This is a genomic window from Streptomyces sp. STR69 (assembly GCF_024519455.1).
In the GTDB taxonomy this organism is placed as follows: Bacteria; Actinomycetota; Actinomycetes; order Streptomycetales; family Streptomycetaceae; genus Streptomyces.
Genome location: NZ_JALJRY010000011.1, coordinates 107791 through 133056, shown reverse-complemented (window position 1 = coordinate 133056; position 25266 = coordinate 107791). Strand labels below are relative to the sequence as shown.

At 69.9% G+C, this 25266-nt stretch carries 23 protein-coding genes; 8 read left to right on the top strand and 15 right to left on the bottom strand.

What is annotated here, in order from left to right; genetic code table 11:
* Window positions 1–35 precede the first annotated feature (35 nt).
* Entirely contained in the window at window positions 36–1643 is a 1608-nt protein-coding gene (locus OC490_RS21735; RefSeq protein WP_262059638.1) for an alpha/beta hydrolase, read from the top strand.
* A gap of 78 nt (window positions 1644–1721) precedes the next feature.
* On the opposite strand, the gene OC490_RS21730 is transcribed toward OC490_RS21735, so the two are convergent.
* From OC490_RS21730 to OC490_RS21715, 4 genes are all read right to left on the bottom strand, one after another.
* A complete protein-coding gene (locus OC490_RS21730) occupies window positions 1722–2441 on the bottom strand; it encodes a lysophospholipid acyltransferase family protein (RefSeq protein WP_262059637.1) in 720 nt (239 codons plus the stop codon).
* A 204-nt stretch (window positions 2442–2645) separates the two neighbouring features.
* Window positions 2646–4523 (bottom strand): phospholipase C, encoded by a 1878-nt coding sequence (locus OC490_RS21725; protein WP_262059636.1) that lies wholly within the window; start codon window positions 4521–4523, stop codon window positions 2646–2648.
* Between the two features lie 173 nt (window positions 4524–4696).
* Window positions 4697–5917, bottom strand: a complete 1221-nt coding sequence (efeB, locus tag OC490_RS21720) for an iron uptake transporter deferrochelatase/peroxidase subunit (RefSeq protein ID WP_262059635.1) — start codon at window positions 5915–5917, stop codon at window positions 4697–4699.
* Window positions 5914–7179, bottom strand: a complete 1266-nt coding sequence (locus OC490_RS21715; RefSeq protein ID WP_262059634.1) for an EfeM/EfeO family lipoprotein — start codon at window positions 7177–7179, stop codon at window positions 5914–5916. Before OC490_RS21715 ends, efeB begins: the two co-directional genes overlap by 4 nt.
* Window positions 7180–7451: 272 nt before the next feature.
* Here OC490_RS21715 and OC490_RS21710 point away from each other — a divergent pair, with 272 nt between their 5' ends.
* Entirely contained in the window at window positions 7452–7709 is a 258-nt protein-coding gene (locus OC490_RS21710; RefSeq protein WP_262059821.1) for a hypothetical protein, read from the top strand.
* Window positions 7710–7766: 57 nt separating this feature from the next.
* On the opposite strand, the gene rocD is transcribed toward OC490_RS21710, so the two are convergent.
* The 3 genes from rocD to OC490_RS21695 all read right to left on the bottom strand — a co-directional run bounded on the left by rocD (window position 7767) and on the right by OC490_RS21695 (window position 10430).
* A complete protein-coding gene (gene rocD, locus OC490_RS21705; RefSeq protein ID WP_262059633.1) occupies window positions 7767–8993 on the bottom strand; it encodes an ornithine--oxo-acid transaminase in 1227 nt (408 codons plus the stop codon).
* A complete protein-coding gene (gene ddaH, locus OC490_RS21700) occupies window positions 8990–9802 on the bottom strand; it encodes a dimethylargininase (protein WP_262059632.1) in 813 nt (270 codons plus the stop codon). Before ddaH ends, rocD begins: the two co-directional genes overlap by 4 nt.
* Before the next feature lie 124 nt (window positions 9803–9926).
* Window positions 9927–10430 (bottom strand): Lrp/AsnC family transcriptional regulator, encoded by a 504-nt coding sequence (locus OC490_RS21695; protein WP_262059631.1) that lies wholly within the window; start codon window positions 10428–10430, stop codon window positions 9927–9929.
* A 77-nt stretch (window positions 10431–10507) separates the two neighbouring features.
* Here OC490_RS21695 and OC490_RS21690 point away from each other — a divergent pair, with 77 nt between their 5' ends.
* Genes OC490_RS21690 through OC490_RS21675 form a run of 4 tightly spaced genes read left to right on the top strand, consistent with a single transcriptional unit; the run spans window position 10508 to window position 14588 of the window.
* Entirely contained in the window at window positions 10508–11257 is a 750-nt protein-coding gene (locus tag OC490_RS21690; protein ID WP_262059630.1) for a LytR/AlgR family response regulator transcription factor, read from the top strand.
* A gap of 2 nt (window positions 11258–11259) precedes the next feature.
* The gene (locus OC490_RS21685; protein ID WP_262059629.1) at window positions 11260–11619 is read left to right on the top strand and encodes a hypothetical protein; all 360 of its coding nucleotides are present in this window, start codon (window positions 11260–11262) and stop codon (window positions 11617–11619) included.
* A 10-nt stretch (window positions 11620–11629) separates the two neighbouring features.
* A complete protein-coding gene (locus tag OC490_RS21680) occupies window positions 11630–13342 on the top strand; it encodes a cation acetate symporter (protein WP_262059628.1) in 1713 nt (570 codons plus the stop codon).
* A 28-nt stretch (window positions 13343–13370) separates the two neighbouring features.
* Complete coding sequence (locus tag OC490_RS21675; RefSeq protein ID WP_262059627.1) at window positions 13371–14588, top strand: sensor histidine kinase; 1218 nt, start codon at window positions 13371–13373, stop codon at window positions 14586–14588.
* Between the two features lie 30 nt (window positions 14589–14618).
* On the opposite strand, the gene OC490_RS21670 is transcribed toward OC490_RS21675, so the two are convergent.
* The 7 genes from OC490_RS21670 to OC490_RS21640 all read right to left on the bottom strand — a co-directional run bounded on the left by OC490_RS21670 (window position 14619) and on the right by OC490_RS21640 (window position 22427).
* A complete protein-coding gene (locus OC490_RS21670; RefSeq protein ID WP_019070924.1) occupies window positions 14619–14777 on the bottom strand; it encodes a hypothetical protein in 159 nt (52 codons plus the stop codon).
* A 13-nt stretch (window positions 14778–14790) separates the two neighbouring features.
* The gene (locus OC490_RS21665; RefSeq protein ID WP_262059626.1) at window positions 14791–16647 is read right to left on the bottom strand and encodes a serine/threonine-protein kinase; all 1857 of its coding nucleotides are present in this window, start codon (window positions 16645–16647) and stop codon (window positions 14791–14793) included.
* A gap of 25 nt (window positions 16648–16672) precedes the next feature.
* Window positions 16673–17992, bottom strand: a complete 1320-nt coding sequence (locus OC490_RS21660; protein WP_262059625.1) for a PASTA domain-containing protein — start codon at window positions 17990–17992, stop codon at window positions 16673–16675.
* A gap of 118 nt (window positions 17993–18110) precedes the next feature.
* Window positions 18111–19061, bottom strand: coding sequence for a cytochrome c oxidase assembly protein (locus OC490_RS21655; protein WP_262059624.1), 951 nt, complete (start codon window positions 19059–19061; stop codon window positions 18111–18113).
* A 162-nt stretch (window positions 19062–19223) separates the two neighbouring features.
* Window positions 19224–20249, bottom strand: a complete 1026-nt coding sequence (locus OC490_RS21650; RefSeq protein WP_262059623.1) for a 6-phosphofructokinase — start codon at window positions 20247–20249, stop codon at window positions 19224–19226.
* Window positions 20250–20438: 189 nt separating this feature from the next.
* Window positions 20439–21167 carry a type 1 glutamine amidotransferase gene (locus tag OC490_RS21645; RefSeq protein ID WP_019070919.1) on the bottom strand — a complete coding sequence of 243 codons (729 nt, stop codon included), beginning with the start codon at window positions 21165–21167 and terminating at the stop codon, window positions 20439–20441.
* 21 nt (window positions 21168–21188) lie between these two features.
* Window positions 21189–22427 (bottom strand): Mur ligase family protein, encoded by a 1239-nt coding sequence (locus OC490_RS21640; RefSeq protein WP_262059622.1) that lies wholly within the window; start codon window positions 22425–22427, stop codon window positions 21189–21191.
* Window positions 22428–22581: 154 nt separating this feature from the next.
* Between OC490_RS21640 and def the strand changes: the two genes are divergently transcribed.
* Window positions 22582–23121, top strand: coding sequence for a peptide deformylase (gene def, locus OC490_RS21635; protein WP_262059621.1), 540 nt, complete (start codon window positions 22582–22584; stop codon window positions 23119–23121).
* Between the two features lie 70 nt (window positions 23122–23191).
* Here the strand turns inward: def and OC490_RS21630 are convergent, their stop codons facing one another.
* Window positions 23192–23836: a TetR/AcrR family transcriptional regulator gene (locus tag OC490_RS21630; RefSeq protein ID WP_262059620.1), complete on the bottom strand. Its 645-nt coding sequence runs from the start codon at window positions 23834–23836 to the stop codon at window positions 23192–23194.
* Between the two features lie 171 nt (window positions 23837–24007).
* Here OC490_RS21630 and OC490_RS21625 point away from each other — a divergent pair, with 171 nt between their 5' ends.
* A complete protein-coding gene (locus tag OC490_RS21625) occupies window positions 24008–25237 on the top strand; it encodes an acyl-CoA dehydrogenase family protein (protein ID WP_262059619.1) in 1230 nt (409 codons plus the stop codon).
* Window positions 25238–25266: the final 29 nt, after the last annotated feature.

Below are 25266 nucleotides of genomic sequence, written 5' to 3'. Positions count from 1 at the left end.
GACCATTTCGCAACTATGTACGGGGAGGGGCCCACTTGAGGTTCATCAGACCGAGGAGCCGCGTCACGGCGTTCGGCTCGGCCGGGTTCGCCGCGGCGGCTCTGTTAGCCGGTGCCGTGGCGGCGCCCACGGCCAACGCGCAGCCCAACCAGGCGGCAAGCCACGGACAGGACAGTGCGGCCAAGGGTGCCGCGCTCACCGCCGCCCGCGCCGCGAAGGCCGGGATCGACTGGCAGGACTGTCCCACCGCCTGGGGCTTCGCGAAGCCGGTCCAGTGCGGCTGGGTGACCGTGCCGATCGACTACACCAAGCCCAACGGCAAGAAGATCAAGCTCGCCGTCGACCGCGCGGTCAGCACCGGCACCGCGGCGGAGCGCCAGGGCGCGCTCGTCTACAACCCCGGCGGTCCTGGCGCCTCCGGGATGCGCTTCCCGCTCCGGGTCACCACCAAGAACCCGCTGTGGGTCAACACGTCCAAGGCGTACGACTTCGTGGGCTTTGACCCGCGCGGCGTCGGCCACTCGGCGCCCATCTCCTGCATCGACCCGCAGGAGTTCGTGAAGGCGCCCAAGGCGGACCCGGTACCGGACTCCACGGCCGACAAGAACGCGCAGCGCAAGCTGGCCCGCGAGTACGCGGACGGCTGCGCCGAGCGCACCGGCACCGCCATGCTCGCGCAGATGACCACGCCGAACACCGCGCGCGACCTGGACGTCATCCGCGCCGCCCTCGGCGAGAAGAAGCTCAACTACCTGGGCGTCTCCTACGGCACCTACCTCGGCGCCGTCTACGGCACCCTGTTCCCGAGCCACGTCCGCCGGATGATCGTCGACAGCGTCGTCAACCCGGCGCGCGACAACATCTGGTACGAGGCCAACCTGGGCCAGGACGTCGCGTTCGAGGGCCGTTGGAAGGACTGGGAGGACTGGGTCGCGAAGAACGACGCGGCCTTCCACCTCGGCACCACGCGCGACGCCGTCCAGGCCAAGTGGCTGCAGCTGCGCGCCACCGCCAAGAAGAGCCCGCTCGGCGGGGTCGTCGGTCCGGCCGAGCTGCTCGGCTTCTTCCAGGGCGCCCCGTACTACGACTCCTCGTGGGTGCCGGTCGCCACCGCGTTCAGCAAGTACTTCGCCGGTGACCCCCAGCCGCTGATCGACGCGGCCTCGCCCGACATGGCGGACACCGCGGGCAACATCACCTCGGAGAACGGCAACGCCGTCTACACGGCCGTCGAGTGCACCGACGCCAAGTGGCCCACCAGCTGGGCGAAGTGGGACAAGGACAACACGGCGCTGAACAAGAAGTACCCGTTCCTGACCTGGGCCAACGCCTGGATGAACCTGCCGTGCGCCACCTGGCCCGTCAAGCAGCAGTCCCCGGTCGAGGTCAAGACCGGCAAGGGTCTGCCGCCGGTTCTCATCGTGCAGTCGCAGCGTGACGCCGCGACGCCGTACGAGGGTGCCGTCGTACTGCACCAGCGCTTCAAGGGCTCCCGTCTGATCACCGAGAAGGACGCGGGCTCCCACGGTGTGACCGGTCTGGTCAACCCGTGCATCAACAGCCGGGTGGACGCCTACTTCCTCACCGGCAAGGTGGACGCCTCCGACGTGACGTGCACCCCGCACGCGACGCCGGTGCCGTAACGAGCAGCAGTCGTACGTGACTTGGGGCGGCCGGTTCCGAACCGGCCGCCCCTCGGCATGTCTTCTGCGTGCGCAGCCTCAACTCAGCGGCAGGCGCGGGAACTTGCGTTCCTTCGCCTCGGCGGCCTCGGCGGCCTTGGCGACGGCCGCGTACTGGTCGACGTACTCCTGCTCGGAGAGCATCAGGATCGCGTACATGATCTCGTCGGTGATGGCACGCAGGATCGCCTTCTCGTTCTCCATGCCGGCGTAGCGGGAGAAGTCGAGGGGCTTGCCGAAGCGGATGGTCACCGGGTGGATGTTCGGGATGACCTTGCCGGGCGGCTGGGCCTCGAAGGTGCCGATCATCGCGCAGGGGATGACGGGCACCTGGGCCTTCAGGGCCATGACCGCGACGCCGACCTTGCCCTTGTAGAGGCGGCCGTCGTGGGAGCGGGTGCCCTCCGGGTAGATGCCGAGCAGCTCGCCCTTGCTCAGGACGCCGAGGCCCTCGCGGATCGCGGCCTGGCCCGCCTCCTTGCCGGAGCGGTCGACCGGGATCTGGCCCGCGCTGCGGAAGAAGGTCGCCGTGAGGCGGCCCCGGATGCCGGGCCCGGTGAAGTACTCGGCCTTGGCGAGGAAGGTGATCCGGCGCTTCAGCACCGCGGGCATCAGGAAGTGGTCCGAGAACGAGAGATGGTTGCCGGCGACGATCGCTGGGCCCGACTCCGGTATGTGGTCGAGGCCCTCGATACGGGGCCGGAAGACGAGTCTGAGCAAGGGACCCAGAATGACGTATTTAAGGAGGTAGTAGAACAAAGGGGGGTCGCTCCTCACTCCGGCGGGTCGGCTCGACCGATCTGTTCTCGCAGGTCACCCGGTATCTCGTGGCTGCCAGTGTAGAGGCAGGTGCCGTCGCGCGGAACCGGTCGCGATCAGCCCGCCGCCGACACGGCCGAGGGCGGCGAGCAGGATCTCCTCGCCGCCCTCGGGACGGAACAACTACCCCAGGTCCGCCGGGAGTTACACGGACGCGGTGCGCGCCCTGCGGCGGTACAGCGCGAACGCGGTGGTCGCGCCCGCGGCGGTGACGAGCCCCGCGCCTATCGCGATCGCCGGCGTGTCGGAGGCGGTGCCGCTGGCGGCGACGTTCTGCGCCTTCAGGTCCTGGACGTACGCCGGGTACGGCGCCGTGGTGGCCGTCGACGACGTCTGGGAGTATTGCGGGATCCGCTTGACCGACTGCACCGAGCCGTTCGTGTTCAGCAGCACCTGCTTGTCGTTCGGGTGCTTGAAGTCGAACATGCCGCCCAGGGTGCCCGCCCGCTGGTCGAAGGACGCGTCACCGATCCGGCCGGTGTGCCAGTTGTCCTCGATGAACTGCGTGATCGACGCCTGCTCGGTGGGCGTGTGGTCGATCTTGTTGACCTTGCTGTAGGGCGAAATGACGAGCAGCGGCTGCCGGGTGCCGGGACCGCAGCGGTCGGCGTAGCCGCCCTTCGCGGCCGGACCGGACTGGCAGGCCGGGCTGTCGGTGGCCTTGCCGTTGGAGCCGACCGTGGAGTCCTTGGAGCCGTTGAGCACCTTGGAGGTCACGTGGTCGTACCAGCCGTCGGAGTCGTCGTAGGCGATGACGACCGCCGTCGACTTCCATTCGGGCGACTTCTGGATCGCGTTGATCTCCTTGATCAGGAAGTTCTGCTCGTCCGTCGGGTCGGAGTAACCGGCGTGCCCGTCCTGGTACTCGGCCGCCTTCAGGAAGCTCACCGCGGGAAGGTGGTTGGCCTTCAGCGCCGCGTCGAAGTCCGTCAGGTCGTAGTTGTGGTTCGCCCGGCCGTTGTGGCCGATCTCGGCGACGGACTTCGGCGCCAGGTGGTGCGGGTTGGACGTCGACTTGTAGTACTCGAACGGCGAGTGGTGGGGGCTGTAGTCCTCGGAAGCGGCGCCGCCGACGTTGGTGTGGGTGGTGCCGGCGCACTTCGCGTAGTCGCCGCTCTTGCCGTCCCACGCGGTGCTGGGCCGGAAGCCGCCCTGGAACCAGCCCCAGCTCACGCCCTTGTTGTTGAGCAGGTCACCGATGTTCTTGCCCTGCATCGCCGCGAGCGCGCTGGTCGAGGAGTGGTCCTTGTCCGAGCAGTCGTCGAAGGCCGGGTCGGGGTCGTTGATGACCGTGCCGACGCCCTTGGCGTTCGGGGAGACCACGGTGTAGGAGTCCGGGGTCGTGGTCTGCTTGGGGTTCTCGGTGCCGGAGGCCGGGTCGACCGAGATCACGCCGTGCGTCTGGCCGGAGATCAGGTTCAGGGCGCCGGGCGTGGAAGGACCGAAGGTCGAGCTGAACGACTTGTCGTTGAGGGCGTACTGCTGGGCGTAGTTCCACAGGCCCGTGACGGTATTGCCGTCGTAGTAGTCCATCACCAGACCGGGCTCACCGAAGAGGCCACTGCACTTGTTGACCTCGGTGTTCTCGACGTACTTGTCGGCCTTGCCGCCGTCGGCCGCGTACTGCTCGGGGCCGTAGGAGTGGTTCTGGTCGCAGGTCATGGCCTGCGAACTGCTCAGCCGGGTGGGCGTGTAGAGGTTCGGGTTCTTCTTCAGCAGCCCGGCGCTGAGCAGGTTGTCGGCCTTCGGCGTGTGGGCCGCGGCCTTGAACTTCGTGCCGTCCGTGTTGGCGGCCTGCGGGTAGGTGGCGAAGTAGTGGTCGAACGAGATGTTCTCGTCGTAGAGCACCACCACATGCTTGATCGGGGTGGCCGTGTGCGTGCTGCCGGAGGGCTGGTGGCCGCCGGAGTTCGCCGCCGCCGGGACGACCCCGCCCGCCGTGGCCAGCGCCGCCGCGCCGAGCAGGGCACCCACGCGGGTCAACCCGCGCCGCGCGCCTGGGATTCTTCCTGTGCCGATCATGCTGTCTCGCCTTCCGGGAGCACTGTTCTCACTGCCGCGCCACCCATGACCGTGACGCCTACGGCCGTAGCCTGGGCAATGGTGACGGCGGGGCGGGGGAGCGGCAATGACGTGGGAGCGAACGCCCGGTCAGGAATTCCTCATGGTCTGTTGGCCCGTTCTTGACCCTGCTCTCAGGTCAGCAGGGTCCGGCCCAGCCAGTCGGCGCTGTCGCGGACCCCGGGCAGCGCGAAGAAGTAGCCGCCGCCGTACGGCGAGACGTAGTCGACCAGCGGTTCACCGGCCAGCCGTTTCTGCACGGTCTCGAACTGCCGGGCCAGGTCCTGCTGGTAGCAGCAGAACAGCAGCCCCATGTCGAGGTTGCCGTTGCTGTCCATGCCCCGGTCGTAGTTGTAGCCCCGGCGCAGGATCCGCTGGTCGGCGCTCTGCGTGGTGCGCGGGTTGGCGAGCCGGATGTGGCTGTCGAGCGGGATGACATCGCCCTGCGGGTCCTGGGCGAAGTTCGGGGTGTCCTTCTCGTGCCGTCCGTCCAGCGGGGCGCCGGTGTCCCGGGCTCGGCCGAACATCCGCTCCTGCTCGGTGAGGGAGACCCGGTCCCAGAACTCCACCAACATCCGGATCAGCCGTACGACTTGATAGCTGCCACCGGTCGTCCAGGCTGGTTCGCCGCTGTCGGCTCCCACCCACACGAGGTCGTTCATCGCGCGGGCGTCGGTCACTGCCGGGTTGGCGATGCCGTCCTTGAAGCCCAGGTGGTTGCGCGGGGTGCCCGAGGGGCGCGGCGGGCTGATGAACCCGTCCGTCCGCCAGCGCACCTGCATGCCGCCACGGGTGTGCCGGGTGACATCGCGCAGGGCGTGCAGCACGGTGTCGGAGGTGTCGGCGCAGAACTGCACGCTCAGATCGCCGTGGCACCAGGCGGAGTCGAGATCGTCGTCGGGGAAGGCGGGCATCGCGGTCAGCCGGCGGGGCACGCGCTTCGCGAGCCCGTAGCGGTCGTCGAAGAGCGAGGCCCCGGCACCGACCGTGACGCTCAGCCGGTCGGCGGGAAGGTCCGGACCCAGGGTGCCGGAGTCGGCGGGCGGGGCGGTGATGCCCAGGTCCTCCGGGCTTCCGCCGGAGGTCAGGAAACGCACCCGGTCGGTCAACGTCCGCAGCAGCTCGGTCAGTTCGGCCCGGTTCTCGGCGGTCGTGTCGAAGGAGACGAACGCCGTGGCGCGCTGCGCCGGGGTGATGATCCCGGCCTGGTGGAGACCGTGGAAGGGCACGCGAGCACTGGTTTCGGCCGCGGCGGCCGAGGCCGTACCCCGGTCGGCGGCCACCAGACCGGCACCGGCCACGGCCGCCGCGCTCGCCAGGAAACCCCGGCGGCCCACTTCGTGTCCGCGCTTCACGCGGTCCTCCGTACGTCCGTGAGGGCGGCCACGTCGGCCAGCCGCTCGACCAGTCCGCCGAGGTCGGAGTCGACCTTCTCCCTTTGCGGACGGGTGAGTTGAGCCAAGGGGGTCCACTTCCCGGAGTGGTCGAGGCCGTCCAGGGTGTGCTGGGCCCGGTCCATCCAGTCGCCGAGCTCGGCGTAGTCCGAGTCCCGGGTCTTCAGCAGCGGGCCCAGGTATCCGAGCAGTACCCGGGTGCCGTCGAGGTTGGCGAGGGCGGTGGCCAGGTTGGTGCCGCTGCCGTAGTCGGTGCGGCCGGTCAGCTCGAACTGCACGGTGTTCTCCAGGATCTCGTGCGCGCGCAGCCCGGTGTCGGCCGGATCCATCCGCTGGGTGGGCCAGCTGCTCTCCAACGCGTGGACGTCCTTGGCGAGTTGGTCCGCCGGACCACGCAGCCCGCTCGCCGACTCGCCGTGCCACAGCCCGTACTCGACCCGGTGGAACCCGGTGAACCCGGCGTCGCGCACTCCGCCGGAGAGCCCGGCAGTCGTGCCGTTGATCGCCCCGTCGGAGTCACCGAACGTGCCGTAGGCGGCGCCCATCCGCTCGTAGACGAGATGAGCGGGCAGCCACGCCTTGCGGGCCGCGGCGAGATCACCGCGATCGACGGCGGCCTTCAACACGTCGGTCTTCTGCGCCAGTTCGACGGTCCGGGCCTGAATCCACTTCTGGTAGGCCAACGTCGGCGGGATCAGCTCCTGCTGGGTGATCGGCACGGCCGCCGGTCCGCTCTGCACCTTCGAGCCGGTGATGCGGACGGTGGGCCCGGTCACGGCGTCGGCGTCGTCGGGCAGGCACTTGAAGGCGTACGACCCGTTCCCGAGCGTCACGCCCAACGGCCGGACCGTGCCCGGTGCGAGCCCCTCGACCTCGCCGTAGACCGCGCCGGTCGTCGCGTCGGTCAGGTACACCTCGGCGGCCGTGCTGGACGTGTTGTGCAGCTCGAAGACCTGGTGCCCCGCCTGCGGATGCGTCCAGCCGCTGCCGCAGCCGGAGGTCGCGACCTCGACGGAGGTGTGCGGCAGCCCGTCGGCGGCGGCAGCGGCCTTGCCGCCCGAGCCGGACCCCCGGGCGGCCAGCACACCGGCTGTCACGGCCGCCACGGCGACCAGGGCACCGGCCGCGAGCAGGGCGCTGCGGCGGCGGGTGGTGGGGGCCGACGAGGGTGACGGCGGACCGGGCTCGGTCTCGGGTTCGGAGCCGCGCGCGGTTTCGGGCACGCCGGGCCTCCAGGGGGAGTCGTACGAAAGGTGGCGGTACCAGCGATCTTATGAGGACGCCACGGCCCCCACCGCGTCCCTTGACCCGGTCCTGACCGGAGGGCGGGCGAGAATTCGCCCGGGGTTCACCCGGGGGTTCGGGAGCACCACGGTCCGCCGCAGGACCGCATACGCTGCGCTACGGCCGCCTCACCCGGGTCGGGAACAACCCAGCCCCGTCCGGCGCTGCTCCTGATACCTCGCCGGGTATTCAGAGAAGGGTCGTGGACGAGATGATTCGGTCAGGGCAGGAGCCGCTCCCGCCGTCGGGTGAAGCGCCGTTGGTGACCACCTGCGGTCGGCAGGTCGCGGTGAAGCGGCTGCTGCTGGCGCTCCCGGAACGGCCGATCACCCGGGTCACCCTGGACGTGGGCCCGGTCGTGCGCGGCGAGCCCGGGCTCTGGGCTTCGCTGACCGTGGACGAGGCCCGTGACCTGGCGCGTCGACTGCTTGCGCAGGCGGCCCTGGCCGACACCCCCACGGACACGTAGTGGTCGGGGGACGGTGGTCGGACCGACGTCCCCGCGCCGGTCCAACCACCCGTCACCTCACGCCCCTTGCGTCAGCACCCTCTCCAACGCGCCCACGGCAGCGCGGAGTTCGTCCGCCGTGATGGTCAGCGGCGGGGCCAGCCGGATCGTGGAGCCGTGGGTGTCCTTGGCCAACACGCCCTCCCGCATGAGGCGTTCGCTGATCTCGCGGCCGGTGCCGATGGCCGGGTCGACATCGACGCCCGCCCAGAGGCCGCGTGAGCGGAAACCGACCACGCCCTTGCCGACCAGCTCGGTCAGACCGTCCCGCAGCACCACACCCAACTCCGTGGCCCTGCGCTGGAATTCGCCGGTCTCCAGCAGCTCGACGACCGCCGTGCCGACCGCCGCGGCGAGCGGGTTTCCGCCGAACGTCGACCCGTGCTCGCCCGGGTGCAGCACCCCCAGCACCTCGCGCCTCGCGACCACCGCCGACACGGGCACGATGCCGCCGCCGAGCGCCTTGCCGAGCAGCAGTACGTCCGGGACGACACCCTCGTGCTCGACGGCGAGCGTGCGGCCGGTGCGGCCGAGCCCCGACTGGATCTCGTCCGCGATGAACAAGCAGCCCTTGCGGCTGGTGAGTTCACGTACACCGGCCAGATAGCCGGCGTCCGGGATGATCACGCCGGCCTCGCCCTGGATGGGTTCGAGCAGTACCGCCGCCGTCGTCTCGTCGACCGCCGCCTCCAGCGCCGCGAGGTCGTTGTACGGCACGATCCGGAAGCCCGGTGTGAAGGGACCGAAGCCCGCCCGCGCCGTCTCGTCGGTGGAGAAGCTGACGATCGTCGTCGTGCGGCCGTGGAAGTTCTCCGCCGCGACGACGATGGTCGCCCGGTCGGCGGGGACGCCCTTCACGTCGTAGGCCCATTTGCGGGCCACCTTGATGCCGCTCTCGACCGCCTCCGCGCCCGTGTTCATCGGGAGCACCATGTCGAGCCCGGTCAACTCCGCGAGCCGTTCGGCGAATTCGGCCAGCTTGTCGTTGTGGAAGGCGCGGGAGGTGAGCGTCAGCTGGTCGAGCTGGCGGTGGGCCGCCTCGATCAACGCCGGGTGGCGGTGGCCGAAGTTGAGAGCCGAGTAGCCCGCGAGCATGTCGAGGTAGCGGCGGCCCTCGACATCTTCCACCCAGGTGCCCTCGGCACGGGCCACGACCACGGGCAGCGGGTGGTAGTTGTGCGCGAGGACCGGCTCCTCGGCGCGGATGAGGTCGGCGGATGTACGAGCACTGGCGGGTGCGGTCATGAGCGGATCTCCTGGGTGCAGCACTTGATGCCGCCGCCGGCCTTGTGGAACTCCGACAGGTCGACGGGGACAGGGATGTAGCCGCGTTCGGCGAGGCGCGCGGCCAGCGCCTCGGCCTGGGGCGCGATGAAGACGTGCAGGCCGTCCGAGACGGAGTTGAGGCCGAACGTCATCGCGTCCTCGCGGGTCGCGAGCACCGCGTCCGGGAACAGCCGGGCGAGCACCTCACGACTGCCCGGCGAGAACGCCTCCGGGTAGTAGCAGATATTGTCCTCGTCGAGGACGAACAGCGCCGTGTCCAGGTGGTAGAAGTACGGGTCCACCAGCGTCAGGCTGATCACCGGGACGCCGAAGAACTCCTGCACCTCGCGATGGGCCTCGCGGGTCGTACGGAACCCGGTGCCGGCCAGGACGTAACGGCCGGTCGGGATCAGGTCGCCCTCGCCCTCGCTCACCGACTCGGGGCGATGGACGTCGTAGCCCGCGGCCTTGAACCACATGTCGTAGTGGTCGGACTCGGGACGCCGCTCGGGTGCGTGGAAGAGGGAGCCGAAGACGCGGCCGTCGACGACGACCGCCGAGTTCGCGGCGAAGACCATGTCCGGGAGGCCGGGGGCCGGGGGCACGGTGTCGACTTCGTGGCCGTGCTCGCGGTAGGTGTCGATCAGCGTCCGCCACTGCTCCTGGGCGAGATCGACGTCCACCTGGGTGTCGGGATGCATCCAGGGGTTGATCGCGTACTGCACGGCGAAGTGTCTGGGTTCGCAGACGAGAAAGCGCCGCCGGCGCCGCACACGGGTCTCGGGCACAGAGGGGTTCCTCCGCTTCCTGTGATGTCGACTGGGGGTTGACACCAAGGTAGGAAGAGACCAATACGCGCGACAAGCGATGAAGGCTGCGTGTCTGCGCAGGAATGCTGCGTCTTTGGCGGTGTCAGCGCAGGTCTGATGCGTCGCCTGGCGCGGGGTGGGTGGCGCCCGCTTCCGGGCTTTCCGGGAGGAGATGGGACAGCACCATCACGCTGATCGTCTTCCGGATGAACGGCTCCTGCCGGATCCGCTCCAGCACCTCCTCGAAATGATCCACATCGGTGGCCCGCACGTGCAGCAGCGCGTCCGCGCCGCCGGTCACCGTCATCGCCGCGGTGATCTCCGGATGGTTGCGCACGACCTCGGCGAGCCGCCTGGGGGGCGCGGCGCCCTCGCAGTACACCTCCACGTACGCCTCCGTGCGCCAGCCCAGCGCGGACGGCTGCACGGTCGCCGTGAACCCGGTGATCACACCCGTCTCCCGCAGTCGGTCCACCCGCCGCTTCACGGCCGTCGCGGACAGCCCGATCGCCGTGCCGATCTCGGCGAAGCTGGTCCTGGCGTTCGCCATCAGCGCGTTGATGATCTTCCGGTCGAGCTCGTCGAACGGCGTGGTCCTGCTGCTCATGTCCGCACTGTATCCAGCGGCAACGTCCACGCCCGGCACATGTCCAGGCGTACGAATTCCTCCTACACTCCACCTTCATGCTGCGCGCCCTCGCCGTCGACGACGAACGCCCCTCGCTGGAGGAGTTGCTCTATCTGCTGAACGCCGATCCACGCATCGGCAGCGCGGAGGGCGCGGGCGACGCGACCGAGGCGCTGCGCCGGATCAACCGTGCCCTGGAGTCCGGCCCGGCCGGACCGGAAGCGATCGACGTCGTGTTCCTCGACATCCAGATGCCCGGCCTGGACGGGCTCGACCTGGCACGGCTGTTGACGGGATTCGCGCAGCCGCCGCTCGTCGTGTTCGTCACCGCGCACGAGGACTTCGCCGTACAGGCCTTCGATCTCAAGGCAGTTGACTACGTGCTGAAGCCCGTCCGCAAGGAACGGCTCGCGGAGGCCGTGCGCCGGGCCGCCGAACTCGGCGGCGCCGCACCGCGGATACCCGTGCACGAACCCGACCCCGACCACATCGCCGTCGAACTCGGCGGTGTCACCCGCTTCGTGGCCGTCGACGACATCACCCACGTCGAGGCCCAGGGCGACTACGCCCGCCTCCACACCGACCGAGGCAGCCACCTCGTCCGCATCCCGGTCTCCACCCTGGAGGACCGCTGGCGCTCCCGCGGCTTCGTCCGCATCCACCGCCGCCATCTCGTCGCCCTGCGCCACATCGGCGAACTCCGCCTGGACGCAGGGACGGTGAGCGTCCTGGTCGGCGGCGAGGAACTCCAGGTCAGCCGCCGCCACACCCGCGAACTGCGGGACCTGCTGATGCGGAGGTCCTGACGGTGCCTCAAGAACCCACCGAACGCCGGGTCGTTGTCACCGGCCCGGCGCGCCGCACCCGGCGCGCCTCCGGCTACTCCCGCCCCCGCACCGAGATCGACGAACAGACCACCCTCGGCCACACCTACGTCCGCTCCCTCATGCGCACCCAACTCCGCGCCGCCCTCACGGTGTTCGCAGTCCTCGTCCTCCTGGTCGGCCCCCTGCCCCTGGTGTTCGCGGCGACCCCGGACTCCCGCCGCCTCGAATGGCTGGTCCTCGGCTTCTGCCTCTACGCCCCGCTCGTCCTGCTCGCGCTCTGGTACGTGCGCCGCGCCGAACGCAACGAACGCGACTTCGTCCGTCTCGTCGAGGACCGATGAACGAGGTCCGATGAACTCCGGTTACGCCGTACCGGCGGTCGCCCTCGTCGTCGTGGCGACCGTCCTCGTGGGCGCGTTCGGCCTGCGCATCTCCCGCACCACCTCCGACTTCTACGTCGCCTCCCGCACCGTCGGCCCCCGCCTCAACGCCGCCGCCATCAGCGGCGAATACCTCTCCGCCGCCTCCTTCCTGGGCATCGCCGGACTGGTCCTCGTACAGGGCCCCGACATGCTCTGGTACCCGGTCGGCTACACCGCCGGATACCTGGTCCTGCTCCTGTTCGTCGCCGCCCCGCTCCGCCGCTCCGGCGCCTACACGCTCCCCGACTTCGCCGAGGCCCGGCTCGCCTCGCACGCCGTACGACGCCTCGCGGGGGCCTTCGTCGTCGGGGTGGGCTGGCTGTATCTGCTGCCCCAACTCCAGGGCGCGGGACTGACGTTGACGGTCCTCACCGGCGCGCCCGACTCGCTCGGCGGGCTGATCGTCGCCGTCGTGGTCGTCGCGACCGTCGCCGCGGGTGGCATGCGCAGCATCACCTTCGTACAGGCCTTCCAGTACTGGCTGAAACTCACCGCGCTGCTCGTCCCCGTCCTCTTCCTGGTCCTCGCCTGGCAGAGCGACGGAGCACCGCGGCACGCCTTCGAGGAACCGGCCACCTTCCGCGAACAGCGCGTCGTCCGCGTCGACGACACCCTCGACCTGAAACTCGCTCACCCCCTGACCGCCACGGTGAACGGCACCGTCGACGGCCGGCGCTACAGCGCGGTGAGGCTCCAACTCCCCAGCGGCACCCACCACATCGCGGGCGGCACCCGTCTCACCTTCGCCAAGGGCGCCGCCGTCCCGGTCGCCGACCGCGGCACCAACGGCGGTATGTCGACGTCCCTGGCCGCGAGCCGCGAGGAACGCCCGCTGTACGCCACGTACGGCCTCATCCTCGCCACCTTCCTCGGCACCATGGGCCTGCCGCACGTCGTCGTCCGCTTCTACACCAGCCCGCACGGCGTCGCCGCCCGCCGCACCACGGTCGCCGTCCTCGGCCTGATCGGCGCCTTCTACCTCCTGCCGCCCGTCTACGGCGCCCTCGGCCGCCTCTACACCCCCGAACTCACCATCACCGGCGACGCCGACGCGGCCGTACTCCTGCTGCCCGACCGCATGATCGGCGGCGTCGGCGGAGATCTGCTCGGCGCGCTGGTCGCGGGCGGGGCCTTCGCCGCGTTCCTGTCCACCGCGTCCGGGCTGACCATGGCGGTCGCGGGCGTCCTCACCCAGGACGTCCTCCCGTCGCGCGGGGTACGGCACTTCAGGCTCGGTACGGTCCTCGCCATGGTCGTCCCCTTAGGGGCGAGCGTCCTGGTCGGCGGGCTGCCCGTCGCCGACGCCGTGGGACTCGCGTTCGCCGTATCGGCCTCCTCCTTCTGCCCGTTGCTGGTCCTCGGGATCTGGTGGACCCGGCTCACCCCGCCCGGTGCGGCGGCCGGGATGCTGGTCGGCGGCGGCTCGGCGTTCGTCGCGGTGGCAGCGACCATGGCGGGCTTCCCCGGCACCGGCCCGCTGCACGCCCTGCTCGCCTGGCCCGCGCTCTGGTCGGTACCGCTGGGCTTCCTCACCATGGTGCTGGTGTCCCTGTCCACCCCGGGCCGGGTGCCGACGGGGACGGCGGCGATCCTGGCGCGCTTCCATCTGCCGGAGGAGCTGCGGGCGGAGGTGAAGGCGTGAACACCCTTTATGGGGCGGAGGCGGGCGCATGAGCGGATTCCTGGCCGGCCTCTGTGTCGCCGTACTCCCGCTGCTGGCCGCCGGTTTCTGGCTCGGGCGCCGCACCGCACGCCCCGAGAGCCTCGGCGGACTCGGCACCCCCGTCGAGCACGCCACCTTCCAGACCCTGCACACCGCCTCCCTCGCCGCACCCCCGCTGCGGGCCGGCCTCACCGGGGAGACGGCCCGCCGTTCGGCCCGCAGACTGCGCACGCTGCTCGGCACCGACGCGCTCTGTCTGACCGACCAGAAGCAGGTACTCGCGTGGGACGGCGTCGGTGACCATCACCGGGCCGAGATCATGGAGCGCCTCGCGGGCCCGCTGGAGACCGGCCGCGGCGAGGCGTTCCGGCTCGACTGCGATGCTCCCGACTGTCCGTTGCGCTGGGCGGTGGTCGCCCCGCTCACCGTGGACGACCGCGTCCACGGCGCGCTGGTCGCCTGCGCGCCGCGCGAGTCCGCCGTCCTCGTCCGGGCCGCCGGAGAGGTCGCCCGCTGGGTCTCCGTCCAACTGGAGTTGGCGGACCTGGACCAGTCCCGCACCCGGCTGATCGAGGCCGAGATCAAGGCACTTCGGGCCCAGATCTCCCCGCACTTCATCTTCAACTCGCTCGCGGTGATCGCTTCGTTCGTCCGCACCGACCCCGAGCGCGCCCGCGAACTGCTTCTCGAATTCGCCGACTTCACCCGCTACTCGTTCCGCAGGCACGGCGACTTCACCACCCTCGCCGACGAACTCCACGCCATCGACCACTACTTGGCCCTCGTCCGGGCCCGCTTCGGCGAACGGCTCTCCGTCACCCTGCAGATCGCTCCCGAGGTACTTCCGGTCGCGCTCCCGTTCCTGTGCCTGCAACCCCTCGTCGAGAACGCCGTCAAACACGGTCTCGAAGGCAAGGCCGCGTCTGCCACGGGGAAGAGCCGTATCAGCATCACCGCGCAGGACGCTGGCGCCGAGGCGCTCGTCGTCATCGAGGACGACGGCACCGGCATGGACCCCGACCTGCTGCGCCGCATCCTGGCGGGCGAGGTCAGCCCCTCCGGCGGCATCGGCCTGTCCAACGTCGACGACCGGCTCCGCCAGGTCTACGGCGACGACTACGGCCTCGTCATCGAGACCGCCGTAGGAGCGGGCATGAAGATCACCGCCCGGCTGCCGAAGTACCAGCCGGGCGTGCACTCGGCGAGCCGCCGCAGTGAGCAGTAGCGGCACGCGCACAGTGAGCAGCGACGCGCGTCAGGTGCTGCGCGTGGCCACCATCCCCAGGGTGATCAGCCCCAGCACGACCCAGCCGAACCACAGCCAGCCGTTGCTGCCGAGCGCCACCGTGTAGGCCGTCACCACCACCAGACCGCCGACGGTGATCACCCCCATGGTCTTCGTGGAACCGGGCATCGCGACACCCTCCTCATGGTTCGTCCCCCTCCATGGTGCCCCCGTTCTGCTTCCGCACGGCGCACACGACGAAATGAGTGCCCGACTTCCACGGACCCTCACTGGTCCAGGAGGCGGCCTCGTAGACCGACGGATCGAATCCGTAGTCGGCCGGCGGCACGTCCCGCGCGCACGCCGCGTCCGACCGCGTGCGGGCCTGGGCCAGCGTGACGTCCGCGCCCAACCGGGTGAACCCGACCACTTCCTGATCGTGCTCACCCGCGCAGGAGACCAGACTCGCCGCCCGGTTCGAGGGCACGTCCAGACAGTCCCGCTTCTGCATGGTCGACGTGTCCGCGAACGCCGAACCGAGGGCACGACGGCTGCCGAGCGGCCCGTAGACCGGCCCGTGCGCGCCCAGCACCAGACAGGCGGTGCGGTGTCCGACCGCGTCGAAGCCGGCGTCGGTCGGTACGACGGCGTAGCCCCGCACGTCCGCGAGCTTCTCCCGGATCTCCTGAGTCCGCTGCGCACACCGGTCCGCACCGGTCTTCCGCGCCTCGTCGGCGGACGCGGTGGACACGAACGCCATCACCTGCCCGTCCGGCACCGTGTTCCGGCAACCGGCGTCGACGGCGAGCCGTGGCGTCCCCTGGAAGAGGCGCCCGCCCGGCCAGTCGGCGGTGACACAGTCACCGTCCTTGAGCGGCGCGGACAGCCCGACGGCCGTGCCGTACGGCGGACTCTTCTTGCCGGTGTCCTTGGCGGGCGGCTGGTGGGCCATCGCGTACCAGACACCGCCCAGGGCGAGCGCGAGCCCGAGAAGGCCCGCCAGGACGGACTGGAGGACCCGGGGGCGAGGCCGCCGACGCCGACCGGCGGGGGAGGGCTGGGACGCCGGGACCCCGTATCCGTACGGCGGCGAGGTCTGCGTCGGCACCGCCATCGGCCCGGCCAGGCCCTCCCAGGGCGACTGCGAACCGAGGTCCGTCTGCGTCCGGGCGTATGCCTCCGCCTCCGTCTGCGGCGTCACGATCCGTGACAGCGCCGCCTCCGCCTCCGCCGCCGGAATCCGCCGTAGCGGATCCTTCTCCAGCATCGCGTGGAGCACCGGTGCCAGGGCGCCCGCGCGGGCCGGTGGCAGTGGGTCCTCCATGACTACGGCGGTGACCTCCGCGAGCGGCGATTCGCGGGTGAAGGGACCGTGGCCCTCGACGGCGTGGTAGAGCGTGCAGCCCAGTGAGAACAGGTCGGCGGCGGCCGTCGGCGGGCCGCCCGTGGCGCGCTCCGGCGCCAGATAGCCCGCCGTGCCGACGAGCACGGACGTCAGCGTGTACCGCGTCTCCCCGGCGTCCGGCTGCACCGAGATGCCGTAGTCGGTGAGCAGGACCCGGGCGTACGGCGAACCCGTGCGGTCCGGTGCGAGCAGGATGTTCGCCGGTTTCACGTCCCGGTGCATCACGCCCCGTTCGTGTCCGGCGGTCAGCGCGTCGAGCACGGCGAGTCCGACGCGGGCGCACTCCGCCGGGGCGAGCGGGCCCTGCCGGCCGACCAGGTCGCGCAGGTCGACGGCGTCCGCCACGTACTCCATGACGATCCACGGCAGTCCGTCGTGCTCCAACACGTCGTGGACGGTCACCACATGGGGGTGGCCACGCAGCCCCGCCGCGTGCCGGGCCTCGGCCTGGGCGCGGGCGACCCGGGCTTCGCGCTCGGCGTCGGCGAAGGCCGGGTTGCTGAACACGATCTCCTTGAGCGCGACTTCACAGGCCAGCCGCTGGTCATGTGCGAGCCACACATGTCCCATACCGCCACTGCCCAGCCGGTTCAGCAGGAGATAACGGCCGGCGATGACCCGGCCCACGCCCGAAGTCGGCGATCCCTGTGGCATCCGGACTCCCCCTCCCGGGTCCGCGTCATGTCTCGGTCGTGGTGGGGGTGCCGGTCACGGGGTCTCTGCTGACCGGTTCGGTGGTGACCGGCGCACTGCTCGTCGCGGGCGCCGCGCTGGTGGTGACCGGTGGGCTTGTCACGGGCGCCGCGCTGCTGGTGACCGGTGCGCTTGTCACGGGCGAACTGCTCACCACCGAGGGCGAACCGGTCGTGAGGGAACTGCTGGACGGTGAACTGCTCGACGGCGGCGGCTCGCTCGTGGGCGAGGACGGAGGCGGCGACGAGGGCGGTGAGGCGGGCGGCGAGGAGGACGTGGGCGGTGCCTTCGTGGACGTGGAGGGCAGTGCCGTGGATGTCGGCGGGCCGACGGTCGGTTCTGAAGTCGTCGGAGCCGGGGGAGTGGACGTCGCCTCTCCGCTCGTCCCGCCGGACAAGGTCAGCGTCACGTACTGCCCGAACCGCAGCTCGGTCCCCGCCGGCGGATCGGACGCGGTGACCCGCGCGTCGTCGGACGGCGCCGCGCTCCCTCCGTACCCGACGGCCAGCCCGCTGCTCACCAGTTCCCGCCGCGCCTCACCGAACGTCGACCCCGTGAGGTTCGGCACCGCGTGCTGCTGCCGGGTGTCGAAGGTGGTGTCGCGCCGGCCCGTCGTACCGATCGGACGCGTGATGCCGACATTGGGATCGTCGACGTCCACGAGAGCGAGCCCTTCCATCTTCCCGGGCGCCGGACGCACGGCCATCACCGAGGACGGCTCATATCCGTGCCACTTCCTGTTGCCGTCCGCGAACTTGACGGAAATCCTCCCCGCGTCGCCCTTGAACGGGCGCAGTGGATTTCCGCACGAGCACTTCGCGGCGGGTTCCCCCTGCTCGTCGACGAGAATCGCGATTCCCGCCTGGAGAAGGGAGTTGTAGGGCGTGGCCTTTCCCTTTTTGTAGTCGTGGTTCTGTACGAGAGTGTCGTGACGCAGGAGTACGGGTGTGAGCCGGTCGAGGTAGCCCGGGATCTCGTCCGTGGTGATACCGAGCACGGACGACCACGCCACCGCCTTCTGGTGGTTCGCGGGATCGGTCAGGAACCTCTTGAGCTTTGCCACGTCACAGATGGTCGGCTGCCTGGTGCCCCCGTACAGGCCGGGTGTGTCGCCCTGCTGCAAGGTGCCCCGCACCGGCAGCGAACGGACCTGGGCGTCGTGACCCAGCCCCTGTTTCTCGTCGAAGAAAGGCGCGAGCGACGGAACTCCGACGGCGACCGCCTGCACGGCGAACAAATGTGCGCCCCCGCTGCATCCACTCACCGCCAGCACACAGACGAGCAGCACGGCGATCCTGCGGATCACCGAAATTCCGGTCCTTTGCACAATCGCGCGAAATGTCATTACCGCACCCCCCGGTCGCGGTTCCCCCATCGCGCTTTATGCTACTGAACGAAATTTCCGTTCAGTGAGCCGCGTGCGTTCAATTGCCTCGTGTGTTCAATGAGGCCAAATAGGCGTTGTACGCCTCAAGTTCCTTGTCGCCGTCCCGGTCGGCGGCCCGGTCCTGCCGCTTGGCCTGCCGCTGCTCCGAGCCGTACCACTGGAACAGCAGGGCGATCAGCACCAGCACGGACGGGATCTCGCTGAACGCCCAGGCGATACCGCCGGCCGCGTTCTGGTCGGAGAGCGCGTCGATGCCGAGCGAGGCGGGCGGGTGCTTGAACGTCTCGACCATCGGCTCCGACGCCATCATCAACGCGATGCCGAAGAACGCGTGGAACGGCATCCCGGCGAACAACTCCAGCATCCGCATCAGATAACCGGGCCGACTGGGCCCCGGGTCCACGCCCATGATCGGCCAGAAGAACACCACGCCCACGGCGAGGAAGTGCACCATCATCGCGATGTGCCCGGTCTTCGAGCCCATCAGGAAGTCGAAGATCGGCGTGAAGTACAGGGCGTACAGGCTCGCGATGAACAGCGGGATCGTGAACGCGGGATGCGTGATGACCTTCATGTAGCGGCTGTGCAGGAACATCAGCAGCAGCTCGCGCGGCCCCTTGCGACCCCTGGCCGCCGGCGGCAGCGCCCGCAGCGCGAGCGTGACCGGGGCGCCGAGCAGCAGCAGGATCGGCGACAGCATGCTGATGATCATGTGCTGCACCATGTGCACGCTGAACATGACCATGCCGTAGTCGTTCAGCTTGGTGCACATCACGAGCCCGACGGTCAGCACACCGATGACGTACGAGATCGTCCGCCCCACGGGCCACGAGTCCCCGCGCCGCCGCAGCCGCACGACCCCCCAGCCGTACAGCCCGAGCCCCACCAGACAGGCCGTGAGGAAGAACGGGTCGGCCGACCACTCAAGCCCCCGCCCCAACGTGAACGGCGGCAGATCCATGGTCATGCCGTGCCCGCCGTGATCCATCGGACGGCTCCTGATTCGTGGGGGTTGTGCAAGTCTGTCCGCACCAGACTAGGACTGTCCCCACCCGAGCTTGTGACCGGGTCCAGCGCGGCCACCCAGGGGCGCGGGGAACTGCGCGACCAGCCACAGCGCACCCGCACCCGACGAACTACCTCACGACGCTCAGAGCACGCACTCGGCCTCTTCATACCGATCAGCAGGCACCGTCTTCAACGTCTCCACCGCATCGGCCAACGGCACCATCAAGATGTCCGTCCCCTGGAGCGCGGTCATCTTCCCGAACTCCCCCCGATGCGCGGCCTCCACCGCATGCCACCCGAACCGGGTCGCAAGAACACGGTCGTAGGCGGTCGGCGTACCACCGCGCTGCACATGCCCGAGGATCACCGGCCGTGCTTCCTTGCCGAGCCGTTCCTCCAGCTCGATCGACAGCTGCCGCGCGATCCCCGCGAAGCGCTCATGGCCGTAGACGTCCTTCTTGCCCTCGTCGAACTCCATGGAGCCCGCGCGCGGCTTCGCGCCCTCGGCCGCGACGACGATCGCGAAGCGCTTGCCCGCCTCGAATCGTTGGCCGACGCGTGCGGCCAACTCCTCGATGTCGAAGGGGCGTTCAGGTACGACGATGGCGTGCGCGCCGGCCGCCATGCCGGAGTGCAGCGCGATCCAGCCGGTGTGGCGGCCCATGACCTCGACGACGAGCACGCGCTGGTGGGACTCGGCGGTCGTCTTGAGCCGGTCGAGCGCCTCGGTCGCGACACCGACGGCCGTGTCGAAGCCGAAGGTGACGTCCGTGACGGCGATGTCGTTGTCGATGGTCTTGGGGACGCCGACGATCGGCAGCCCGGCGTCGTACATCAGCTTGGCGGCCTTGAGGGTGCCCTCGCCGCCTATCGGGATGATCGCGTCAAGGCCGAGCTCCTCGACATGGCCCCGGGCCCGCTCCACGCCGTCCCGCAGATGGGAGGGCTGGACACGGGAGGAGCCGAGGATGGTGCCGCCGCGAGCAAGGATGCCGCTCACCGCGTCGAGGTCGAGCTTGAGGTAGTCGCACTCCAGGAGGCCCTTCCAGCCGTCCCGGAAGCCGATGACCTCGTCGCCGTGGTCCACGACGGCGCGGTGCACGACGGACCGGATGACGGCGTTCAGGCCGGGGCAGTCGCCGCCGGACGTGAGCACACCAATGCGCATAGCCCGAAAGAACCTTCTCAACGTGGGCGGGACCGGACCACTTTGTCCGGCACGATCCCCGCCACCCTAACGGCAGGAGGGGGCGGGGTCGTAGCGTGCGTCCGCCTGCTGGACGACCCCGCTCACCTGCGCGGACCAGCCGTCAGACGGGCTGGTTGCCCGCACCCGAAGACCAGGTGTACGCGCCGCTTACGCGGGCTGTTGAGCTGCGGCGATGCGCTCGTTGCGGAGCGCCTCGTACCAGCGGTCGTCGATCGGCGGCAGCGCGTTGACGTCGAGGGCCAGCTTCAGCAGCAGGTCCGCGATCAGCGGGTTGCGGGCGAGCACGGGCCCGTGCATGTACGTGCCGAACACCGTGTCGTTGTACGCGCCCTCGGTGCCGTCGCCCGTGCCGTTGCCCTTGCCGAGCCGCACCTGCGCGAACGGGCGCGCGGAGGGGCCGAGATGGGTGACGCCCTGGTGGTTCTCGAAACCGGTCAGCGGGGGCAGGCCCAGGCGCGGGTCGATGTCGCCGAGGACGTCTCCGACGCAGCGCTCGCCCTCGCCGCGCACCGACACCACGTCGAGCAGACCGAGGCCGGGCTCGCGCTGGCCGAGGTCGTTGATGAACTCGTGGCCGAGGATCTGGTAACCGGCACATACCGAGAAGACGATCGCGCCGTTGCCGATCGCCCGGTGCAGGCCGCCGTCCCGGCGCAGCCGCTCGGCCGCGAGCCGCTGCGGGCGGTCCTCGCCGCCGCCGATGAGATAGATGTCGCCCGAGGTCGGGATCGGCTGGTCGCTGCGCACGTCCAGCCGGGCCACGTCGAGGCCGCGCTGCCGCGCCCGTCGTTCCACGACAAGGGCGTTGCCCTGGTCGCCGTAGGTGCTCAGCAGGTCCGGGTAGATCCACACCAGACGCAGCTGGTTGTCGCTCATGGTCAATTCGTCCTCTGAGTCTCAGTTGCCGACGCGGCGGCGCAGGTCCTGGAACGCGGTGTAGTTCGCGATGACCTCGATCCGGCCGGGCGGGGCCTGCTGCACGGCCTGGTCGAGGTTGTCGCAGACCTGGAAGTGCTGGTTGGCCACTTCCAGTCGGACCGCGAGGTCCAGCTTGCGGTCGCCCACGACGAAGATGGGGTGGCCGGTCAGTCGGGTGTAGTCGACGTCCCAGAGCCACGAGGTGTCGGTGCCGTCGGCGCCGCGCGCGTTCACCGAGAGGATCACCGGGGTCGGCGGCGGATCGATCAGGCTGAACGTTTCGAGCCAGCCCGCCGGGTTCTTCGCCAGCAGCAGTCGCAGGTCGCGCTGCATGAACTGGACGACGTCATAGCGCCCGGCGACGGCCTGCACCTTGTACATGCGCTCCAGCGCGACCTGCGGCGGCACCCCGAAGACGGCGGCGACGGCGGCGGAGGACGCGGCGTTGGCCTTGTTGGCGCGGCCCGGCAGCTGGAGGTGGATCGGCCAGGCGGACCCGTGCGGATCAAGCACGTGGTCCCCGGACAGCGACCAGCTCGGCGTCGGCCGACGGAACCCGCACTCACCGCAGAACCAGTCGTCACCGGGACGCTGCATCACGCCACCGCACGAGGGGCAGGACCAGGCGTCGTCCTTCCACATCTGCCCGGCGGCGACCCAGATCACGTTGGGGGAGGAGGACGCGGCCCACACGACCAGCGGGTCGTCCGCGTTGGCGACGACGACGGCCTTCGAACCGGCAAGCCCCTCACGCCAGGCCTCCGCGAGCATGCGGGTCTCGGCCGCGCGGTCCAGTTGGTCGCGGGAGAGGTTGAGCAGCGCGATGCACTTGGGGTCGGTGTCCCGGGCGACACCGGCGAGGTACTTCTCGTCGACCTCGATGACACCGAACTTGGCGTCCGAGCCGCCGGCCAGCGCCGAGGTGATACCGGCAGGCATGTTGGCACCGAGCGCGTTCGAGACGACGGGCCCGGCGGCCCCCAGCGCCTCGGCGATGAGCCGCGTCGTGGTCGTCTTGCCATTGGTCGCCGAGACCAGGGTCACATCAAGGCTCTGCGCGAGCCGGGCGAGGAGGTCGGGGTCGAGTTTGAGTGCTACTCGGCCGCCGATCACCGATCCGCTGCCCCGCCCCGCGGCACGCGATGCCGCCGCGACCGCCTTGCCCGCCGTCACGGCGAGCTTGGCCCGCGGCGTGAGCGGGTCCGAGTTGCCTGCCATCAGTTCTCGATCCTCCTTGCGTACGCGCCGCGCCTCTGCCTCCGGCAACGTGGTGTGGACCTCAGCCTATCGAGATCCTTATCAGTGCCCGAACCGCGGCACCGCGAACGCCTCGCGGCGGGCGTGCGCCGTAGAGAACCGTACCCTTGCGCCCATGCGATACGGCTCCATCCCGGGCGCCCGCGGGCGAGTCCGTCCCCTCACTCTGCTCGGCGACCCATTGCTTCACACATCCTGCGCGGAAGTAACAGACTTCGGCCCGGAACTCGCCCGCCTCGTCGAGGACTTGTTCGCGACGATGTACGCGGCGGGGGGCGTGGGCCTCGCCGCGAACCAAGTAGGCGAGTCCTTGCGGGTGTTCGTCTACGACTGCCCCGACGACGAGGAGACCCGCCACCTCGGCCATGTGGTGAACCCACGTCTCGTCGAGGCGGACGGGCTGGTGCTTCGTGGCCCGGAGGGCTGTCTGTCATTGCCGGGCCTTGAGGCGGGGACGGAGCGCTACGACCACGCGGTCGTCGAGGGCTTCACGGCAACCGGTGAGCCGATCACCGTGGAGGGCACGGGTTTCTTCGCGAGGTGCTTGCAGCACGAGCACGACCACGTGGAGGGACGGGTGTACGCGGACCATCTGACGGGCTGGCGCCACAGACGACTGATGAGACAAGTAGGCCGAACTTCATGGCACCGGTGAGGTGAGTTACCTAGGGGCGCGGGGAACTGCGCGACCAGCCCCCACCGGCCCGCAGCCAAAACTCAACCCCCTAAAACCCAGGCCCACCAACCCTGTCCCCGGCGGCAGCCAACCGCCCCCACAACAGATCAGCCAAACTCCGCACCAACTCCGCCCGAGAACAAGGCCGTTCCCCCAACCACCAGTCCCCGGCCGCATGCATCATCCCGACAATCCCATGCCCCCACACCCGAGCCAACTGCTGACTGTTGGGCCCGAGATCCACCCGCTCCTCGATGACCTGAGCGAGTTCCTCCCCCATCCGCCGAAGCAGCGGAACCGAGTGATTCCCCGTGTCGAACCCGTGGTCCGCGGTCTGCCCACCCTCAACGGGATGCATCAGGAACCGGTACACCTGAGGCAGTGCCTCGATCGCGGCGAGGTACGTGTCAAGCGTGGCCTCAACCCGCTCCCGACGCTCGGCGGGAGCGTCGAGCGCGGCCCGCAGCGAGGACAGCAGTGCGTCCGTGTGCCGCTTGGCGAGCGCCGCGTACAGTCCGCCCTTGTCACCGAAGTGCCGGTACAGGATCGGCTTGGTGATGCCCGCCTCCGCCGCGATCGCGTTCATCGAGGCCTGCGGGCCGTCACGCAGCACCACTCTGTCCGCGGCCTCCAACAGCTCGCGCCGTCGGCGGTCGGCGGACCGCTGTTGATCGGTCCGCTGCGTGGTGTCCATGGTCTCTCCCCACCCGTGCTGAATCGGTAACGCCTGCGCAAACTAACACTCAACGTGCCACACACCTCGAACGGGCTGCCGAGAGGTCATTGGGAGTTGACTTTTCCTACCCGTCGGTAACAGACTCTGTCGTTACCGCAAGTAACATGCTAGTGCGCTGTTGGAGGAGTCATGGCCGAGTTCACCATGGAACTCAACGACGAACAGAAGGAGGTGCGGGACTGGCTGCACGGCTTCGCCGCCGATGTCATCCGCCCCGCCGCCGCCGAATGGGACGAGCGTGAGGAGACTCCCTGGCCGGTCATCCAGGAAGCCGCGAAGGTCGGCATCTATTCCCTGGACTTCTACGCCCAGCAGTACTTCGACCCCACCGGCCTCGGTATCCCCATGGCCATGGAGGAGCTGTTCTGGGGCGACGCGGGCATAGCCCTCTCCATAGTCGGCACCGGCCTGGCCGCCGTCGGCGTCCTCGCCAACGGCACCGAGGAGCAGATCGGCACCTGGATCCCCCAGATGTACGGCGATGCCAACGACGTCAAGGTCGCCGCCTTCTGCTCCTCCGAGCCCGACGCCGGTTCCGACGTGGCCTCCATGCGTACGCGTGCCGTCTACGACGAGGCCAAGGACGAGTGGATCCTCAACGGCACCAAGACCTGGGCGACCAACGGCGGTATCGCCAACGTCCATGTCGTCGTCGCGGTCGTCGACTCGGACCTCGGCTCCAAGGGCCACGCCTCCTTCATCGTCCCGTCCGGCACGCCGGGCCTGTCCCAGGGGCAGAAGTTCAAGAAGCACGGCATCCGGGCCTCGCACACCGCCGAGGTGGTCCTGGAGAACGCGCGCGTCCCCGGCTCCTGCCTCCTCGGCGGCAAGGAGAAGCTGGACGAGCGCCTCGCCCGCGCCCGTGAGCGCGCCAAGGCGGGCGGCGGCGAGCGCGTGAAGAACGCCGCGATGGCCACGTTCGAGGCGAGCCGCCCCGCGGTGGGCGCCATGGCGGTCGGTACCGCGCGGGCCGCCTACGAGGTCGCCCTCGACTACGCGAAGACGCGTGAGCAGTTCGGCCGCCCGATCATCGACAACCAGGGCGTCGCCTTCCAGATCGCCGACATGCGTACGTCCATCGACGCGGCCCGGCTGCTGGTCTGGCGCGCGTCCTGGATGGCCGTCAACGGCAAGCAGTTCACCGCGGCCGAGGGCTCGATGTCGAAGCTGTTCGCCAGCGAGACGGCGAAGAAGGTCACGGGCCAGGCCATTCAGATCCTGGGCGGCAACGGCTACACCCGTGAGTATCCGGTCGAGCGCATGCACCGTGACGCGGCGATCTACACGATCTTCGAGGGTACGAGTGAGATCCAACGTCTGGTGATTGCGCGGACGTTGTCGGGGATGCCGATTCGTTGAGTCTCGGGTGCGGCCCGGTGGGGGCTGGT

Coding starts and splice junctions, on each gene's coding strand:
- OC490_RS21725 (WP_262059636.1), bottom strand. CDS start 4,523: ATGATCGGCACAGGAAGAATCCCAGGCGCGCGGCGCGGGTTGACCCGC.
- OC490_RS21710 (WP_262059821.1), top strand. CDS start 7,452: ATGATTCGGTCAGGGCAGGAGCCGCTCCCGCCGTCGGGTGAAGCGCCG.
- rocD (WP_262059633.1), bottom strand. CDS start 8,993: ATGACCGCACCCGCCAGTGCTCGTACATCCGCCGACCTCATCCGCGCC.
- OC490_RS21695 (WP_262059631.1), bottom strand. CDS start 10,430: ATGAGCAGCAGGACCACGCCGTTCGACGAGCTCGACCGGAAGATCATC.
- OC490_RS21690 (WP_262059630.1), top strand. CDS start 10,508: ATGCTGCGCGCCCTCGCCGTCGACGACGAACGCCCCTCGCTGGAGGAG.
- OC490_RS21680 (WP_262059628.1), top strand. CDS start 11,630: ATGAACTCCGGTTACGCCGTACCGGCGGTCGCCCTCGTCGTCGTGGCG.
- OC490_RS21675 (WP_262059627.1), top strand. CDS start 13,371: ATGAGCGGATTCCTGGCCGGCCTCTGTGTCGCCGTACTCCCGCTGCTG.
- OC490_RS21670 (WP_019070924.1), bottom strand. CDS start 14,777: ATGCCCGGTTCCACGAAGACCATGGGGGTGATCACCGTCGGCGGTCTG.
- OC490_RS21665 (WP_262059626.1), bottom strand. CDS start 16,647: ATGCCACAGGGATCGCCGACTTCGGGCGTGGGCCGGGTCATCGCCGGC.
- OC490_RS21655 (WP_262059624.1), bottom strand. CDS start 19,061: ATGGATCACGGCGGGCACGGCATGACCATGGATCTGCCGCCGTTCACG.
- OC490_RS21650 (WP_262059623.1), bottom strand. CDS start 20,249: ATGCGCATTGGTGTGCTCACGTCCGGCGGCGACTGCCCCGGCCTGAAC.
- OC490_RS21645 (WP_019070919.1), bottom strand. CDS start 21,167: ATGAGCGACAACCAGCTGCGTCTGGTGTGGATCTACCCGGACCTGCTG.
- OC490_RS21640 (WP_262059622.1), bottom strand. CDS start 22,427: ATGGCAGGCAACTCGGACCCGCTCACGCCGCGGGCCAAGCTCGCCGTG.
- def (WP_262059621.1), top strand. CDS start 22,582: ATGCGATACGGCTCCATCCCGGGCGCCCGCGGGCGAGTCCGTCCCCTC.
- OC490_RS21630 (WP_262059620.1), bottom strand. CDS start 23,836: ATGGACACCACGCAGCGGACCGATCAACAGCGGTCCGCCGACCGCCGA.
- OC490_RS21625 (WP_262059619.1), top strand. CDS start 24,008: ATGGCCGAGTTCACCATGGAACTCAACGACGAACAGAAGGAGGTGCGG.